Annotated in this window: 2 protein-coding genes; one reads left to right on the top strand and one right to left on the bottom strand. The window is 72.0% G+C overall.

Annotated features, from left to right (window positions below):
• Positions 1-2,235, top strand: a 2,235-nt coding sequence (locus ACGFI7_RS41460) for a type I polyketide synthase (protein ID WP_393415262.1), incomplete at its 5' end; no start/stop codon positions are given.
• Positions 2,236-2,307: 72 nt separating this feature from the next.
• On the opposite strand, the gene ACGFI7_RS41465 is transcribed toward ACGFI7_RS41460, so the two are convergent.
• Positions 2,308-18,135 carry an SDR family NAD(P)-dependent oxidoreductase gene (locus ACGFI7_RS41465; RefSeq protein WP_393415265.1) on the bottom strand — a complete coding sequence of 5,276 codons (15,828 nt, stop codon included), beginning with the start codon at positions 18,133-18,135 and terminating at the stop codon, positions 2,308-2,310.
• Between the last annotated feature and the right edge of the window lie 216 nt (positions 18,136-18,351).

Consider the following 18,351-nt stretch of genomic DNA (forward strand, 5'->3'; position numbering starts at 1 on the left):
CTCCTCGAACGCCAATCCGACGCCCAAGCCAACAACCACCCCATCCTCGCCATCATCCGCGGCACAGCCATCAACCAAGACGGAGCCAGCAACGGACTCACCGCCCCGAACGGGCCGGCCCAGCAAGACGTCATCAACCAAGCGCTGCGTGCGGCCGGTCTCACCGCCGCCGACGTCGACGCCGTGGAAGCGCACGGCACCGGCACCACGCTCGGCGACCCGATCGAAGCGCAGGCGCTCCTCGCCACGTACGGTCGTGACCGGACCCCCGACAACCCGGTCCTCCTGGGCTCCATCAAGTCGAACCTGGGCCACACCCAGGCCGCCGCCGGGGTCGCCGGTGTCATCAAGATGGCCATGGCGATGCGCCACGGCGTGCTCCCCGCGACTCTGCACATCGACGAACCCAGCCGCCACGTCGACTGGACCGCCGGCCACGTGAAGCTCCTCACCGAACCGGAGCCGTGGCCCGCTCACGACCGGCCCCGCCGTGCGGGCGTCTCCTCGTTCGGCATCAGCGGCACCAACGCCCACGTGATCCTCGAAGCACCGCCGTCGATCCCGGACGTTCCGGAGTCCGGCGACCAACCCACCATCTGGCCGCTGTCCGCCAAGTCCGAGACCGCGCTGCGTGCGCAGGCCCGGCAACTGGCCAGGCATCTGACGGCTCACCCTGAGGTCACTTCCGCTCAGGCACACCGCACGCTGGCCCGGCGGTCAGCCTTCGACCACCGCGCCGCGATCGTCGGCGCGACCCGTGCGGATCTTCTGATGGGGCTCGAAGCCCTGAGCGACGGTCGCCCGCACCCGCAGCTCCATCAGGACGCGGTACGTGAGGGGAAGCTGGCCTTCCTGTTCACCGGGCAAGGCGCCCAGCGGCCCGGCATGGGACGCGACCTCTACCAGGCCTTCCCCGCCTTCGCCGACGCCTTCGACGAAGCCCTCGCCCACCTGCCCGGCGATCTGCGCGCCATCATGTGGGGCGACGACCCTGGCCTGCTGAACCAGACCCAGCACACCCAGCCCGCCCTGTTCGCCTTCGAAACCGCCCTGTACCGGCTGCTGCGCTCCTGGGGCCTGCGCCCCGACTACCTGGCCGGCCACTCCATCGGCGAGATCGCCGCCGCCCACGCCGCCGGCATCCTCACCCTCCCCGACGCCGCCGCCCTCATCACCACCCGCGCCCGGCTGATGGCCCAGCTCCCGCCCGGCGGCGCCATGATCGCCATCCACGCCACCGAAACCGAAGTCACGCCGCTGCTCACCGACACCGTCGCCATCGCCGCCATCAACGGCCCCACCTCGCTGGTCATCTCCGGTGAGCACGACGCCACCCACCAGCTGGCCGCCCGCTTGTCCCGCCCCTCCCGGGCCTTGACCGTCAGCCACGCCTTCCACTCACCCCTGATGGACCCCGTACTGGAGGAACTGGACGCGTTCGCCGCCACCCTCACCCACCACCGCCCCCACACCCCGCTCATCTCCACCCTGCACCCCGACGCCGACCCCGCCACCCCCGGCCACTGGGCACGCCACGCCCGCAACCCGGTCCGCTTCCACGACGCCCTCACCCACCTCGCCATCCACACCACCGCCACCTGTCTGGAACTCGGCCCGGACGCCCACCTGGCCGCCATCGCCGCGCACACCGGCCACACCGTCATCCCGCTGACCCGCCGCGACCAGCCCGAACCCGCCACCGTGCTGACCGGCCTCGCCATCGCGCACACGCGGGGCGTCCCGCTGCCCCGCCTGCAGCACGACACCGCACCGCCCGTCGACCTGCCCACCTATCCCTTCCAGCGCAGTCGCCACTGGCTGGACGCGACCCAAGCTCCTCAGGACGCCGCGGGTCTGGGCCTGGAAGCGACGGCGCACCCGCTGCTGTCCACGGCCACCCAGCTCCCGGACGGCACCCACCTCTTCACGGGCAAGCTCTCCTTGGAGACGCATCCCTGGCTCGCCGACCACAACGTCGCCCACGCCACGCTCCTGCCCGCGACGGCGCTTCTCGAGCTGGCTCTGCACGCCGCCGAACGAACCGGCTGCGACGAGGTGGAAGAGCTGGTCATCCACACCCCGCTCGCCCTGGAACCGCAGCAGGACCTGCTGTTGCACCTCACGGCCGGTCCTGTCGACGCCGGTGGACGGCATGCGGTGGCCATTCACACCCGTACGGACGACGGACAGCCCTGGAGGCGGCACGCGTCGGGAGTGCTGGCCCGGAGCAGGTGATCCAGCGGACGACGGCATGCCCGGGGATCACCCGGGCATGCTGTTCCGGGCTATCCGCCTGTGGCCGCCGTCCTATCCGTGGTCTTCGCCGAGCGCTTCACGCACCAGGGCGTCGATGTCCATCGCCTTGATGGCCTCGCTCCTGGTCGCCCCGGTGTCGTTCCGAGCGCCGCCGGTACCGGCGAGATCGAGCAAGGTCTCCAGCAGTCCTGCGTCCCGCAGCTTGTCGATCGCGATGGAGCTGAGCGCCGTACGGATCGCTTCCTCGTCGTCCTCGGGCACGGCCGGCGTGGCTGCCTGCTCCAGTTCCAGCTCGTCCAGGAGATGCTCGGCCACGGCCGCCACGTTCGGGAAGTCGAAGATCAGCGTGGCTGACAGGCGCAGCCCGGTCGCGGCCTCCAGCCGGTTGCGCACCTCGATGCCGGCCAGCGAGTCCAGCCCTTGATCCATCAGGCCGGTCGTGAGATCCACCGCCTCCGGCTCGGAGTGGCGGATGGCGGCGACGTGCGTCCGGACGAGGTCTTCGAGCACCACCCTGCTGCGCGCCGGGTCGAGTCCGGCCAACCGCTGCCGTAGTCCCGCCGTACCAGTGGCGGGTTTCTCGGGCTCCGCCGGAGCGGGACCGGCGGCCGGGACCGCGGCGAAATCCCGGAGCAGCGCCGGCACGGCGTCCGCGGAGGCCGCCAGAGCCGTGCGGTCCAGCCGCATCGGCACGAGCACCGGCTCGTCGATGCCCAGCGTCTGGTCGAAGAGGCTCAGGCCCTCGGCGGTGGTGATGGCGGGCATGCCGAGCCTGCGCATGCGCAGCAGGTCGTCCTCGGTCACGCCGCCGCCCAGTTCCGTCTTGGTGGTCCACAGCCCCCACGCCAGCGAGGTGGCCGGGAGTCCGAGGGAGCGCCGGTGGACGGCGAGCGCGTCCATGAACCTGTTCGTCGCCGCGTAGTTGGCCTGACCTGCGCCCACCACGAGCCCGACGAAGGAGGAGAACAGGACGAAGGCCGAGAGCGGCTTCTCCTTGGTCAGCTCGTGCAGGTGCCAGGCGCCGTCCATCCTGGGGGCGAGGACCGTTTCCAGGCGTTCGGGGGTGAGTCCGCCGATGGTGACGTTGTCGGCGACCGCCGCGCAGTGGACCACTCCGGTGAGCGGCCGCGGCAGACCCGCCAGGAGCGTGGCCAGCGCCTCTCTGTCGGACACGTCGCAGGCGGCCAGCGTGACGTCGGCGCCCATGGCGGTGAGCTCGTCGCGGAGCTCCTCCGCTCCCGGCGTGTCGGCGCCGCGGCGGCTCACCAGGGTCAGCGTGCGGACTCCGTGCGCCGACGCGAGTCGCCGGGCGACGTGCGCGCCGAGCCCGCTCGTGCCGCCGACGATGAGCGTCGTGCCCTCCGGGTCCCACCGCGGGGGGCCCGCGGCGTCGGCCGGGAGGTTCGCCAGGCGGGGCACGTGGATCCGGGAGCCGCGCAGGGCCGCCTCCGGTTCCGCCGAGACGGCGACCGCGGGCAGCAGCCGGGCCGCCGTCTGCGAGCCGTCGGTGTCCACGAGGACGAACCGGCCTGGGTTCTCCTCCTGAGCCGCTCGTACGAGGCCCCAGACCGGAGCCTGGGCGAGTGATGGCGACTCGTCGTCCGGCAGGGTGACCGCACCGCGCGTCACCACCATGAGGCGGGAGCCGACGAGCCGGTCGTCCGCCAACCACGCGCGGACGGCCGCGAGCACGTGCAGCAGCGTGGCACGGGCCCCGGGCAGCACGGCTTCGAGGTCCGGCGGGCACGGCAGCAGCACCACCTCGGGCGCGGGAAGGCCCGTGGCGACGGCGGCGCCGAGCGCGGCGACGTCCGGGAACACCGGCATGCCGTCGTCCAGCCCGGACAGTCCTGCCTCGTCGCCCACCACGGCCCACCGATCGGGCATCGCCTCGGCGGCCCGGCCGGGCGGCAGCTGGTTCCAGGTGAGATGGAACATCGAGTCCTGCTGTCCGGCGCCCGATGTCGCGGCGGCGGCGGCCGCTACCCGGGCGGCGGTCACGGGGCGGACCACGAGCGACCGGATCGTGGCGACGGGTGTGCCGATGCTGTCGGCCAGGTCCAGTTCCACCGCGTCCGCGCCGACCTGGTGGAGCCGTGCCCGCAGCCGCGCGGCGCCCGCGAGATGCAGCGACACGCCGGACCAGGTGAAGGGCAGCTGCGTCGTGCCGGTGTCCTGCGGACCGCGGCCTCTCATGAAGTCGCTCGCGTTCAGGACGGAGTCGAGCAGAGCCGGGTGGATCCGGTACCGTACCGCGTCGTCGCGCGCCTCTTCAGGGAGTGCGACCTCCGCGAAGGCTTCCTCGCCCAGACGCCAGACCCGGCGCAGTCCCCGGAACATCGGCCCGTACTGGAGCCCCTCATCGGCCAGGTGGTCGTAGAAGCCGTCGAGCTCCACCTCCTCGGCTCCGGCCGGCGGCCAGGTGTCCGGGGCCCGGCCGGTGGACGCGGGAGAAGCGGCCGGAGCGAGGACGCCGGTGACGTGCCGCGTCCATCCTGTGGCCGGCGCGGCGGCCTCCGATCGCGAGTACACCGTGATGGGCCGCCTGCCTGCGGGATCGGCGGCGCCGACCACGACCTGGATGGCGGTCCCGCCGTCGGAGGACAGCGGCATCATCGCCTCGATCGTGAGCTCCTCCACCGCGTCGCAGCCCACCTCCTCGCAGGCACGCAGCGCCAGCTCCACGTAGGCCGTGCCGGGGAGGACGAGGGTGCCCAGCACCCGGTGGTCGGCCAGCCAGGGGTGCGTGTCGACCGACAGCCTGCCCGTGAGCGTCACCTGCTCCGAGTCCGGAGCGGCCACCACCGCGCTGACCAGCGGATGCCCGGCGGGCGTGAGGCCGTGCGTGGAGACGTCGCCGTCCGGCCTGGGCGGCACGGTCAACCAGAACGACCGCCGCTCGAAGGTGTAGGTGGGCAGGTCGACGCGGGACGGCCGGTGACCGGCGAAATAGGCGTCCCAGTCGACGGGCGCTCCGGAGACGTGCAGCCGGGCCAGGGCCTCCAGCAGGGTCTCCGGTTCGGGTCGTGCTCGACGAGAGGTCGGGACGACGACGCGCGGCGTGGACAGGCAGCCGTCCGTGAGCGCGGCCAGCGGGGCGTCCGGGCCGACCTCCACGAACCGGGCGACGCCTTGGCTCTCCAGACGCTGCACCGCTTCCGCGTAGCGGACGGGATTGCGGGCGTGGCGCGTCCAGTGGCCGGGGGTGGCGGGGTCGGCGTCGGGGTGCAGGGTGGAGACGAGCGGGGTGTGCGGGTGGTGGTGGGTGAGGGTGGCGGCGAACGCGTCCAGTTCCTCCAGTACGGGGTCCATCAGGGGTGAGTGGAAGGCGTGGCTGACGGTCAAGGCCCGGGAGGGGCGGGACAAGCGGGCGGCCAGCTGGTGGGTGGCGTCATGCTCACCGGAGATGACCAGCGAGGTGGGGCTGTTGATGGCGGCGATGGCGACGGTGTCGGTCAGCAGCGGCGCCACTTCGGCTTCGGTGGCGTGGACGGCGATCATGGCGCCGCCGGGTGGGAGCTGGGCCATCAGCCGGGCGCGGGTGGTGATCAGAGCGGCGGCATCCGGCAGGGTGAGGATGCCGGCGGCGTGCGCGGCGGCGATCTCGCCGATGGAATGACCGGCCAGGTAGTCGGGGCGCAGGCCCCAGGAGTGCAGCAGCCGGTACAGGGCGATCTCGAAGGCGAACAGGGCAGGCTGGGTGTGCTCGGTCTGATTCAGCAAGCCCGGGTCGTCGCCCCACATGATGGCGCGCAGATCGCCGGGCAGGTGAGCGAGGGCCTCGTCGAAGGCGTCGGCGAAGGCGGGGAAGGCCTGGTAGAGGTCACGTCCCATGCCCGGCCGCTGGGCACCCTGGCCGGTGAACAGATAGGCCGTCGGACCCTCTGTCACCGCACCGGTGATGACCGCCGCCGACTCGCCGATCTCGGCGAGGGACTTGAGAGCGTGCGCGGGGTCGTCCGCGAACACCACGGCGCGGTGGGCGAGCCCTGCCCGTGAGGTCGCCAGCGTCCAGCCCACATCGGCTAGGCGCACGTCCGGGTGCGCCTCCAGGTACGTCCGCAGGGTCCGGGCCTGCGCGGGCAGCATCGCGGCGGTACCCGCCGACAACAGCAGCGGCACCGTGCCGGACGCCGATGGCGGTTCGGAAGATTCCGCAGCGTCGGGTGCCTCTTCGAGGATGACATGCGCGTTCGTACCGGAGATGCCGAACGACGACACCCCGGCCCGGCGCGGCCGGTCACCCGTCCGCCACTCCACCGGCTCGGTCAACAACCTGACCTGACCCGAACCCCAATCGACATGCGGCGTCGGCTCATCCACATGCAACGTCCTGGGCAGCAGGCCATGACGCAACGCCAGCACCATCTTGATCACGCCGCCCACCCCGGCAGCCGCCTGCGAATGGCCCAGGTTCGACTTCAGCGACCCCAGCCACAACGGCCGATCCGCCCCGCGCTCCTGGCCGTACGTAGCAAGCAACGCCTGCGCCTCGATCGGATCACCCAAGCGCGTCCCCGTGCCATGCCCCTCCACCGCGTCCACGTCACCCGCGGACAACCCCGCCACCGCCAACGCCCGCCGGATCACCCGCTCCTGCGACGGCCCGTTCGGCGCGGTCAGCCCGTTGCTCGCCCCGTCCTGGTTGATCGCCGAACCGCGGACGACAGCCAGGATGGGGTGGTTGTTGGCTCGGGCGTCTGACAGGCGTTCGAGGAGGATCATCCCGGCGCCTTCGCTCCAGCCGGTGCCGTCGGCCGCCGCGGCGAACGCCTTGCAACGGCCGTTGGGGGCCAGGCCGCGCTGCTGGCTGAAGTCCACGAAGACGTCGGGGGTGGGCATGACCGTCACCCCACCGGCCAGCGCCATGGTGATCTCCCCCTGGCGCAGCGCCTGACAGGCCGTGTGCAGCGCCACGAGCGAGGACGAGCAGGCGGTGTCGACGGTGACCGCGGGACCCTCCAACCCGAAGGTGTAGGCGACGCGTCCCGAGGCGACACTGGCGGCGCTGCCGTTGCCGACGTAGTCGGCCAGCTCCGGCGGGACGTACGGGAGCCTGCTGCCGTACTCGTGGTACATCACGCCGACGTAGACGCCGGTCTGGCTGCCGCGCATCGACGCCGGATCGATGCCCGCCCGCTCGAACGCCTCCCAGGAGGTCTCCAGCAGCAGCCGCTGCTGCGGGTCCATCGCCAGCGCCTCACGCGGCATGATGCCGAAGAACTCGGGGTCGAACTCGGCGGCGTCGTGGAGGAAGCCGCCCTCGTTGACGTAGGTGTGGCCAGGACGGCCCGGCTCCGGATCGTAGAGGTCCCGCCGCCAGCCGCGCCCTTCGGGGAAGCCGGAGATCGCGTCCCGGCCGTCGGCCACCAGGCGCCACAGGTCTTCCGGCGTACGCACGCCGCCCGGATAGCGGCAGGCGATTCCGACGATCGCGATGGGTTCATCCATCTCGGCGGGCGCCCGCACCGCCACCGGCGCACGGGTGGCTGCTTCGCCCGGGGCGCCGATTCGCGTCTTGAGGTGTTCGGCGATCGCGCGGGAGCTCGGGTGGTCGAAGACCAGGGTGGCGGGCAGCGGGAGGCCGGTCGCCGTCTTGAGGAGGTTGCGCAGCTCCACGCCGGCCAGCGAGTCGAAGCCGAGATCCTTGAACGGCCGGTCCGGTCCGACCGCTTCCGCGTTCGCGTGGCCGAGAACCGACGCGACGTGTTCGCGGACGAGTTCCAGCAGGTGCCGGTCACGCTCGGCGTCGGGCATGCCCGCCAGTCGCCGCAGCACACCGTCGCCGGCCTCGTCCCCGGCGGCGCGCGCCATCGGCCGGGGTGCCTTGCGCAGGAACCCTCGGAGCATGGCCGGCACGTCGTCGACACGCTTCCGCAGCGCGGCCAGGTCGATCTGCAACGGCACCAGGACCGGTTCGTCGGGTACGGACAACGCCGCGTCGAACAGTGCCAGAGCGTCATCGGCGGGTATCGCCGGCATGCCCAGGCGTGCCATGCGCCGCATCTCGCTCTCGTCCGCCGTGGACGCCCACAGTCCATAGGCCAGAGAGGTGGCGGGCAGTCCCAGACCGGCACGATGCACCGCCAGCGCGTCCAGGAACACATTGGCCGCCGCGTAACCACCCTGACCAGCGGCCAACACCAGTCCACCGGCCGACGAGAACAGCACGAACGCCGACAGATCCAGATCACGCGTCAACTCGTGCAGATTCCAAGCCCCGCCCGCCTTCGGACCCAGCACCGCCGACAGCCCGGCCGGCGACAACGAGCCGAACAGCCCGTCATCCAGCACCCCGGCGGCATGCACCACTCCGCACAACGGCAACTCCGCAGGGACACGCCCCAACACCCCAGCCAGCGCCTCCCGATCCCCCACATCACACGCCTCGACCACCACCCGGGCCCCCCACCCGGACAACTCCTCCACCAACTCCGCCACACCCACAGCCGCCAACCCCCGACGACTCACCAACACCAAACTCCGCACCCCATGCACCCGCACCAGATGCCGGGCCACCAACCGCCCCAAACCACCCGTCCCACCCGTCACCAACACCGTGCCCGGCCCCCACACCACCCCAGCACCAGCAGCACCCACCGCACGAACCAAACGAGGCACCAGCACCCGGCCGTCCCGCAACACCACCTCCGGCTCACCCCAGCCGGCCACCTCACCCAGCAACGCCTCCGACCCCGCCGAACCATCACTGTCGACCAGCACCACCCGACCCGGAAACTCCTCCTGCGCCGCCCGCACCAACCCCCACACCGGCGCCCGCACCACATCAACCCCGCCATCACCCGGCACCCACACCGCACCCCGGGTCACCACCACCAACCAGCCGGCGTCCTCTGCCGCCACATGCTCCTGAACAACCCCCAACACCTGCCCGCACACCACACCCACATCGCCGCCCCCGCCGACCCGCACCACACGCACCGGCTCGCCGTGCACGCTCACAGGGGGCACCGGCAACGCATTCCACGCCACCCGCCACAGCCCGTCGGCGCCCGCCGCAGCCACCGGCCGGGACACCAACGACTCGACCGACACCACCGGCCGACCAGCTCCGTCAGCGGCCTCGATCACCGAAACTTCAGACCCACGGACCCGCCCCACCCGAACCCGCAGCACCGAAGCCCCCGCCGCGAACAACTCCACCCCCCGCCAGGCGAAAGGCACCAACGTCTCGACCCCAGGGCCGCCCTCGACCACCTCGGTCAGCATGTCCCCGTGCATGGCCGCATCCAGCAACGCCGGATGCACCCCGAACCCACCCCCCGCACCCTCGGGCAGAACGACCTCAGCGAAAACCTCATCCCCGCGCCGCCATACCTCTCGCAGCCCACGGAAAAGCGGCCCGTAGCCGTACCCCAACTCCGCCAACCGCTCATAACCCCCCGCCACGTCCAGCGCGACCGCACCCTCCGGCGGCCACACAGCGAGGTCGAACGAGGCAGCATGGCGACGGGCCGACAGGACGCCTGTGGCATGGCGGGTCCAGGGTGAGTCCTCTTCGCCTCCGGAATAGATCGCGATCGGCCGGAGCCCGGACTCGTCCGCTGCCTCGACCACGACTTTCAGCGCCCGCGAGCCATGCTCCGGCAGGATCAGGGGCGCCTCGATGGTCAGTTCCTCGATGCGCTCGTATCCCACGTGGTCCGCGCTCTCGATGGCCAGTTCCACGAAGGCGGTGCCGGGCAGCATCACCTTCCCCAGGACGGCGTGATCGGCGGTCCACGGCTGAGCGTCAACCGACACGCGACCCGTCAGGACGGTCGCACCGGACTCGGGGATCTCGACCGCGGCGCTCAGCAGAGGATGGTCCACAGTCGTCTGCCCATGTGCGGACGCGTCGCCGCCGATGCCCGCCGGTGCGTCCAGCCAGTGGCGGGTGCGTTGGAAGGGATAGGTCGGCAGATCGACCGGCGGGGCGGAGACCGGGCCGTAGAACCGGTCCCAGTCCAGCCGGACCCCGCGGGTATAGGCGTGGGCCACGCCGGTCAGCACGGTGGCGGGTTCGGGCTGGTCGCGGCGGGTCAGCGGGATGACGGTGTGGCCGGTGTGGGCGGCGATGGCGGCCAGGTGGGCGTCCGGGCCGAGTTCCAGGTAGGTGGCGGTGGTGTGGGTGAGGGCGTCGTGGAAACGGACGGGGTTGCGGGCGTGGCGCACCCAGTGGCCGGGATCGGCAGGATCGGCGTCGGGGTGCAGGGTGGAGACGAGCGGAGTATGCGGGCGGTGGTGGGTGAGGGTCGCGGCGAACGCGCCCAGTTCCTCCAGCACGGGATCCATCAGCGGTGAGTGGAAGGCGTGGCTGACGGTCAAGGCCCGGGAGGGGCGGGACAAGCGGGCGGCCAGCTGGTGGGTGGCGTCATGCTCACCGGAGATGACCAGCGAGGTGGGGCCGTTGATGGCGGCGATGGCGACGGTGTCGGTCAGCAGCGGCGTGACTTCGGTTTCGGTGGCGTGGACGGCGATCATGGCGCCGCCGGGCGGGAGCTGGGCCATCAGCCGGGCGCGGGTGGTGATGAGGGCGGCGGCGTCGGGGAGGGTGAGGATGCCGGCGGCGTGCGCGGCGGCGATCTCGCCGATGGAATGACCGGCCAGGTAGTCGGGACGCAGGCCCCAGGAGCGCAGCAGCCGGTACAGGGCGATCTCGAAGGCGAACAGGGCGGGCTGGGTGTGCTCGGTCTGATTCAGCAAGCCCGGGTCGTCGCCCCACATGATGGCGCGCAGATCGCCGGGCAGGTGAGCGAGGACCTCGTCGAAGGCGTCGGCGAAGGCGGGGAAGGCCTGGTAGAGGTCGCGTCCCATGCCCGGCCGCTGGGCACCCTGGCCGGTGAACAGGAAGGCCAGCTTCCCCTCCCGCACCGCATCCTGCACCGCGTTACCGGTCGAGCCGGTGGAGCTGGTGGACAGGGCGTCCAGGGCGGTGGCGGTCTGGGCGTGGTCGTCGGCCAGGATGACGGCGCGGTGTTCGAGGGCGGCGCGGGTGGTGGCCAGGGCCCGTCCGGCCGCGGGCAGGGCGTGTTCGTCGAGGGTGTCGAGGTAGCGGCGCAGGCGGGCGGCTTGAGCGCGCAGCGCTGCGGGAGTCTTCCCGCTGATCGGCCAGATGACGGGCGGCATGCCCGGCACCGGGCCGGACACCGGTGACGGCTCAACCGATTCCACGACCCCGGGCGCCTCTTCGAGGATGACATGCGCGTTCGTACCGCTGACTCCGAAGGACGAGACACCGGCCCGCCGCGGGCGGCCGGGCGCGTCCCACGAGACCTGCTCGGTCAGCAGTTCCACCGCGCCCAGGTCCCAGTCGACCTGGTCCGAGGGGGTGCCGGCGTGCAAAGTCGCGGGGAGCACGCCGTGGCGCATCGCCATGACCATCTTGATGACGCCCGCGACCCCGGCGGCGGCCTGGGTGTGCCCCAGGTTGGACTTGATCGACCCGAGTCTCAGTGGCCGATCCCCCTCACGCTCCTGGCCGTACGTGGCCAGCAACGCCTGCGCCTCGATCGGATCACCCAGCCGCGTGCCCGTGCCATGCCCCTCCACCGCGTCCACGTCACCGGCCGACAACCCCGCCACCGCCAGAGCCCGCCGGATCACCCGCTCCTGCGACGGCCCGTTCGGCGCGGTCAGCCCGTTGCTCGCCCCGTCCTGGTTCACCGCCGAACCGCGCAGCAGCGCCAGCACGCGATGCCCGTTGCGTCTGGCGTCGGAGAGGCGCTCCAGGACGAGGATGCCCACGCCTTCACTCCAGCCGACACCGTCCGCCCCGGCCCCGAAGGACTTGCAGCGGCCGTCAGGGGCCAGGCCGCCCTGGCGAGCCATGTCCACGAACGTGTCGGGAGTGGACATGACGGTCACCCCGCCGGCGAGGGCCAAGGTGCACTCGTCCCGCTGGAGAGCTTGAGCGGCCCAGTGCAGAGCCACCAGGGAGGAGGAGCAGGCGGTGTCGACGGTGACAGCCGGGCCCTCCAGTCCGAGGGTGTAGGCGACGCGACCGGAGACCACGCTGGAGAGGCTGCCCTTGCTGTGGTACGCGGCGACGTCCTCGGGGAGAGGCCCTGACCTCAGGCCCCAGTCGTGGTACATGACACCGGCGAACACGCCCGTTTCGGTGCCCGCGAGCGAGTTGGGATCGATGTGGGCCCGTTCGAGCGCCTCCCAGGCGGTCTCCAGCAGCAGGCGTTGCTGCGGGTCCATGGCTTTGGCCTCACGCGGGCCGATGCCGAAGAAGTCGGCGTCGAAGCCCGCCGCGTCATAGAGGAAGCCGCCTTCGCGGGTGTAGGTCTTACCCGGTTTGCCAGGGTCGGGGTCGTAGAGGTCCGGGTCCCAGTCGCGGTCCTTCGGGAACCCGGAGATCGCGTCGCGGCCGTCGATCACCAGCCGCCAGAGGTCCTCGGGAGAGCTCACCCCACCGGGATACCGGCAGGCCATGCCGACGATCGCGATGGGGTCGGAGGTGGGCGCCGCAGGGGCGGGCCGTTGTTTCGGTACGGCCTGCACGGTGCTGGACATGCGGGCGCTGAGGTGCTCGGCCAGCGCGTTGGGCGAAGGGTGGTCGAAGGTCAGCGTGGCGCTGAGCCGGAGCCCGGTCGCGACGCCGAGTCTGTTGCGCAACTCGACGGCGGCGAGCGAGTCGAAGCCGATCTCGTTGAACGCCTTCGCGGGACTGATGGCTTGGGGGCCGTCGTATCCCAGGATCGCCGAGGCCTGCCTTCTGATCTCGTCGAGCAGCGCTCCCTTGCGCTCCTCCGCGTTCAGGTCGGCGATCCGGACGGCGAGGGACGACGCCTCGCGGGCTGACTGCCGTGACCTCTGCCTGCCGGCCAGTCCGCGCAACATGGGCAGGACGCGGTGGGCCGAGGTCCGCAGCTTGTGGACGTCCACGCCCATCAGCACGAGGTGGGGCTCCCCGGTGGCCAGGGCTTGATCGAACAGGGTCAGGTTCTCGTCGACCGACAAGGGGCGCAGGCCCAGACTCCTGATGTTCTTCAGGTACGACTCGCCCAGATCGGATCCCATGCCGCCGGCGTCGAGCCACTGGCCCCAGGCCAGGGAGGTGGCGGGCAGTCCCAGGCCGGCACGATGCACCGCCAGCGCGTCCAGGAACACATTGGCCGCCGCGTAACCACCCTGACCAGCGGCCAGCATCAACCCGCCGGCCGACGAGAACAGCACGAACGCCGACAGATCCAGATCACGCGTCAACTCGTGCAGATTCCAAGCCCCGCCCGCCTTCGGACCCAGCACCGCCGACAGCCCGGCCGGCGACAACGAGCCGAACAACCCGTCATCCAGCACCCCCGCCGCATGCACCACCCCACACAACGGCGACTCCGCAGGAATGCGCCCCAACACCCCAGCCAGCGCCTCCCGATCCCCCACATCACACGCCTCGACCACCACCCGGGCCCCCCACCCGGACAACTCCTCCACCAACTCCGCCACACCCACAGCCGCCAACCCCCGACGACTCACCAACACCAAACTCCGCACCCCATGCACCCGCACCAGATGCCGGGCCACCAACCGCCCCAAACCACCCGTCCCACCCGTCACCAACACCGTGCCCGGCCCCCACACCACCCCAGCACCAGCAGCACCCACCGCGCGAACCAAACGAGGCACCAGCACCCGGCCATCCCGCAACACCACCTCCGGCTCACCCCAGCCGGCCACCTCACCCAGCAACGCCTCCGACCCCGCCGAACCATCACTGTCGACCAGCACCACCCGACCCGGAAACTCCTCCTGCGCCGCCCGCACCAACCCCCACACCGGCGCCCGCACCACATCAACCCCACCATCACCCGGCACCCACACCGCACCCCGCGTCACCACCACCAACCAGCCGGCGTCCTCCCCCGCCACATGCTCCTGAACAACCCCCAACACCTCACCGCACACCACACCCACATCGCCGCCCCCACCGACCCGCACCACACGCACCGGCCCCACACCGGAACCCGAGGCCGGCACCGGCAGCCCACGCCACTCCACCCGCCACAAGCCATCCACACCGGCTGCGCCAGTCACGGGCCGAGACACCAACGACTCGACCGACACCACCGGCCGACCGGTTCCGTCGACGGCCTCGATCACCGAAACTTCAGACCCACGAGCCCGCCCCACCCGAACCCGCAGCTCCGACGCCCCCGCCGCGAACAACTCCACCCCCCGCCAGGCGAAAGGCACCAACGTCCCGGCCTCTGAGTCACCCTCGGTCAGCATGTCCCCGTGCATGGCCGCATCCAGCAACGCCGGATGCACCCCGAACCCACCCCCGGCCCCCTCGGGCAGAACGACCTCAGCGAAAACCTCATCCCCGCGCCGCCACGCCCCCCGCAACCCACGGAAAACGGGCCCGTAGCCGTACCCCAACTCCGCCAACCGCTCATAACCCCCCACCACGTCCAGCGGGACCGCACCCTCCGGCGGCCACACGGCGAAGTCAGCGGTGGGGAACCGCCGGGCCGACCCCGCTGTCACGACGCCCAGGGCGTGCCGCTGCCAGACGTCGTCCTCGGTGGAGGAGAAGACCTCGACGGCGTGCCGTCCGGACTCGTCCGCGGCCTCGACCACGACTTTCAGCGCACGCGAGCCATGCTCCGGCAGGATCAGGGGCGCCTCCAGGGTCAGCTCCTCGATCCGCGTGCAGCCGACCTCGTCGGCCGCTCGCAGGACGAGGTCGACGAAGGCCGTCGCCGGCAGCATGACGGCACCGGCGATGGCGTGGTCGGCCAGCCACGGGTGCGATCGGAGGGACATGCGCCCCGTCAGCACGACGCCGCCGGAGTCGCCGACCTGGACGACCGCGCCGAGGATCGGGTGCCCGGCGTCCTTCTGGCCCAGGCCGAGAGCTCCGCCGCCGCTGCCGGCGGGCGGGTTCAGCCAGTACCGGCGGCGCTGGAAGGCGTACGTCGGCAGCTCGACGCGTCGCGCGCCGCTCTCGGTGAACAGCGCCTCACGGTCCCAGGTGGCGCCACGGGCGTGCGCGTGGCCGAGCGCTGAGAGGACTTCGCGCTGTTCCGGACGGCCGCGGCGGAGCGTGGGGACGAAGGCGGCCCGCTCCCCCAGGAACTCCCGGCCGAGCGCCGACAGCACCGGGTCGGGGCCCAGCTCCACGAAGGTCGTGACGCCCTGGTCCGCGAGCCAGGACACGCTGTCGCCGAACCGTACCGCGTGCCGTACGTGACGCACCCAGTAGTCGGGGCCGAAGTCCCGGACGGGCCTGCCGGTGAGGTCGGACACGACGGGGACGCGCGGCGGCGCGTAGTCGAGGATCTCGGCGACCTGCCGGAACTCGGCCAGCATCGGCTCCATCAGCGCCGAGTGGAACGCGTGACTCACGCGAAGCCGCTGGGTCCTGCGGTCGGAGAAGCGGGCGGCCACCCGGAGGACGGCTTCCTCCTCGCCCGAGAGCACCACGGAACGCGGACCGTTGATGGCGGCCAGTCCCACGGCTTCGGTCAGCAGCGGCAGGACCTCCTCCTCCGTGGCCTCCACCGCCACCATCGCGCCGCCCGGCGGGAGCTCCTGCATCAGCCGGCCGCGCGCGCCCACGAGGGTGGCGGCGTCCTCGATCGACATGACGTCCGCCGCGCACGCGGCCGCGATCTCGCCCACCGAGTGCCCGGCCAGGTAGTCCGGCCGCAGGCCCCACGAGTCGAGCAGCCGGAACAGCGAGACCTCGACGGCGAACAGCGCCGCCTGCGCGTACCTCGTCTGCTGCAGCAGGTCGGCTTCCGGGGAGCCCTCGGCCGCGTAGAGGACGTCCCAGAGTGAGGTGTCGAGCTGGAGGTCGAGATACCCGATGGTCTCCTCGAGCGTGCCGGCGAAGACGGGGAAGGCCCGGCACAGTTCCCTGCCCGTCCCCAGCCGCTGTGAGCCCTGGCCGGTGAACAGGTAGGCGAGCGAGCCGGAGGCGACGCCGGTGAAGGTTCCCGGGGCGTCGTGGCCGGCGGCGACGGCGCGCAGGCCGCGCGTGACCTCGTCCTCGCCGGCGGCCAGGACGACGGCTCGATGGTCGAAGGCGGTGCGGGTCACGGCGAGCGCACGGGCGAGATCCGGCAGGGTCGTCCCGCCCTGCTCCACGAGGGGCAGGAGGCGGGCGGCCTGGGCGCGGAGCGCCTCGTCGCTCTTGGCCGAGATCACGAACGGGAGCACGTCGGGGAGCGATTCCCCGGTGTGGTCCCGGCCCTTGTCGTCCTCGTCCGCCGGGGGCTCTTCGAGGATCACGTGCACGTTGGTCCCGCTGACGCCGAAGGCCGACAGGCCCGCCCGTCGCGGATGCCCGTTCCGCTCCCAGGTCACCGGCTCGGTCAGGAGCCGGACCGCGCCCGCCGACCAGTCGACGTTGGGCGTCGGCGCGTCCACGTGCAGTGTCCGGGGGAGCAGCCCGTGGCGCATCGCCTCGACGATCTTGATGAGCCCGGCGGCCCCGCCCGCGGCCTGGGTGTGCCCGATGTTGGACTTCACCGAGCCGAGCCAGAGCGGAGACTCCTCGGGCCGGTCCAGGCCGTAGGTCTCCAGCAGGGCCCGCGCCTCGATCGGGTCGCCGAGCTGGGTTCCCGTGCCGTGCGCCTCGACGACGTCGACCTGGTCCGCGGTGAGTCCCGCGTCGGCCAGCGCCTGGCGGATGACCCGTCGCTGGGCCGCCCCGTTGGGCGCGGTCAGGCCGTTGCTGGCCCCGTCCTGGTTGATCGCCGAGCCGCGGACCACGGCGAGGACCCGGTGGCCGTTGCGGCGGGCGTCCGACAGCCGCTCCAGCACCAGGACGGCGACGCCTTCGGCGACGCTGGTGCCGTCGGCGGCGGCGGCGAACGCCTTGATCCGGCCGTCGGGGGCCAGGCCGCGTTGCTTGCTGAACTCGGTGAAGATGCCGGGGCTGCCGACCACGGTCACGCCGCCGGTGAGCGCGAGCGAGCACTCGCCGCGGCGCAGCGACTGGGCGGCCAGGTGCAGGGCGACCAGCGATCCCGAGCACGCGGTGTCGACGGTGAGCGCGGGCCCCTCCAGCCCGAGTGCGTACGCGACCCGCCCGGACAGGACGCTGTGCGCGCTGCCGATGATCACGTAGCCTTCGAGCTCCTCGGGAGCCTCCCGGGTCCGCACGCCGTACTCCAGGGATCCGGCGCCGACGAACACGCCGGTCGGGGAGCCACGCAGCGCCGACGGGTCGATGCCGGTCCGCTCCACCGCCTCCCACGCCGTTTCCAGCAGCAGGCGCTGCTGCGGGTCCATGGCCAGGGCCTCGCGGGGGCTGATGCCGAAGAAGCCGGCGTCGAACTCGGCGGCGGTCTCCAGGAACCCGCCTCTGGTGACGTAGCTCTTGCCGGATCTGCCGGGTTCGGGGTCGAAGAGCGCGTCCAGGTCCCAGCCTCGGTCGGCGGGGAACTCGTCCAGTACGGAGCGGCCCTCGGCCACCAGGTCCCACAGCTGCTCCGGCGACTGGACCCCGCCGGGGAAGCGGCAGCCGATCCCCACGAGCGCGATGGGCTCCTCGTCGGGAGCGGGCCGCCGCAGCGGGGCCGGGCCCTCGGCCTCCTGCCCGAGCAGCATGGCCTGCATGTGGTCGGCCAGGAGTTCGCTGGTGGGGTACTCGAAGGCGATGGTGACGGGCAGCGCCAGCCCGGTGGCCGCGTTGAGCCGCGCGTGCAGCTCGATCAGGCCGAGCGAGTCGAGCCCCAGTTCGCGCAGCGGCAGCCGCGGGTCGACGTCGGGTCCGGCGTGCGGGTCCAGTTTTCTCCGCACCGTACGGACCTGCTCGCGCACCATCTCGAGCAGGAGCCGCCGACGCTCCGGCCCGGCGAGCCCGCCCAGATCCCATCGCTGGTCCGGTGCGCCGGGATCAAAGCTTTCGGACTCGCGCATCGACGCAACTCCAGATCGTCTCTCGACATTCGAAATGCAGCGGCGCCGGAATGAAATAATGCCGGTCGGCCGCCGATCCGGATCGTACTGTCACCCGGAATGCGCATTACACCCCTAGCCCGGCGCCGGCGACAAGATATGGATTTCGCCTTTCCCGAGTACACGATGGTTAGGGGTCACCTAGGGGTGTGGCCGGAATAACGCGCGTGAATAGAC

Origin of the sequence: Nonomuraea sp. NPDC048826 (genome assembly GCF_043198225.1) — a bacterium.
In the GTDB taxonomy this organism is placed as follows: Bacteria; Actinomycetota; Actinomycetes; order Streptosporangiales; family Streptosporangiaceae; genus Nonomuraea.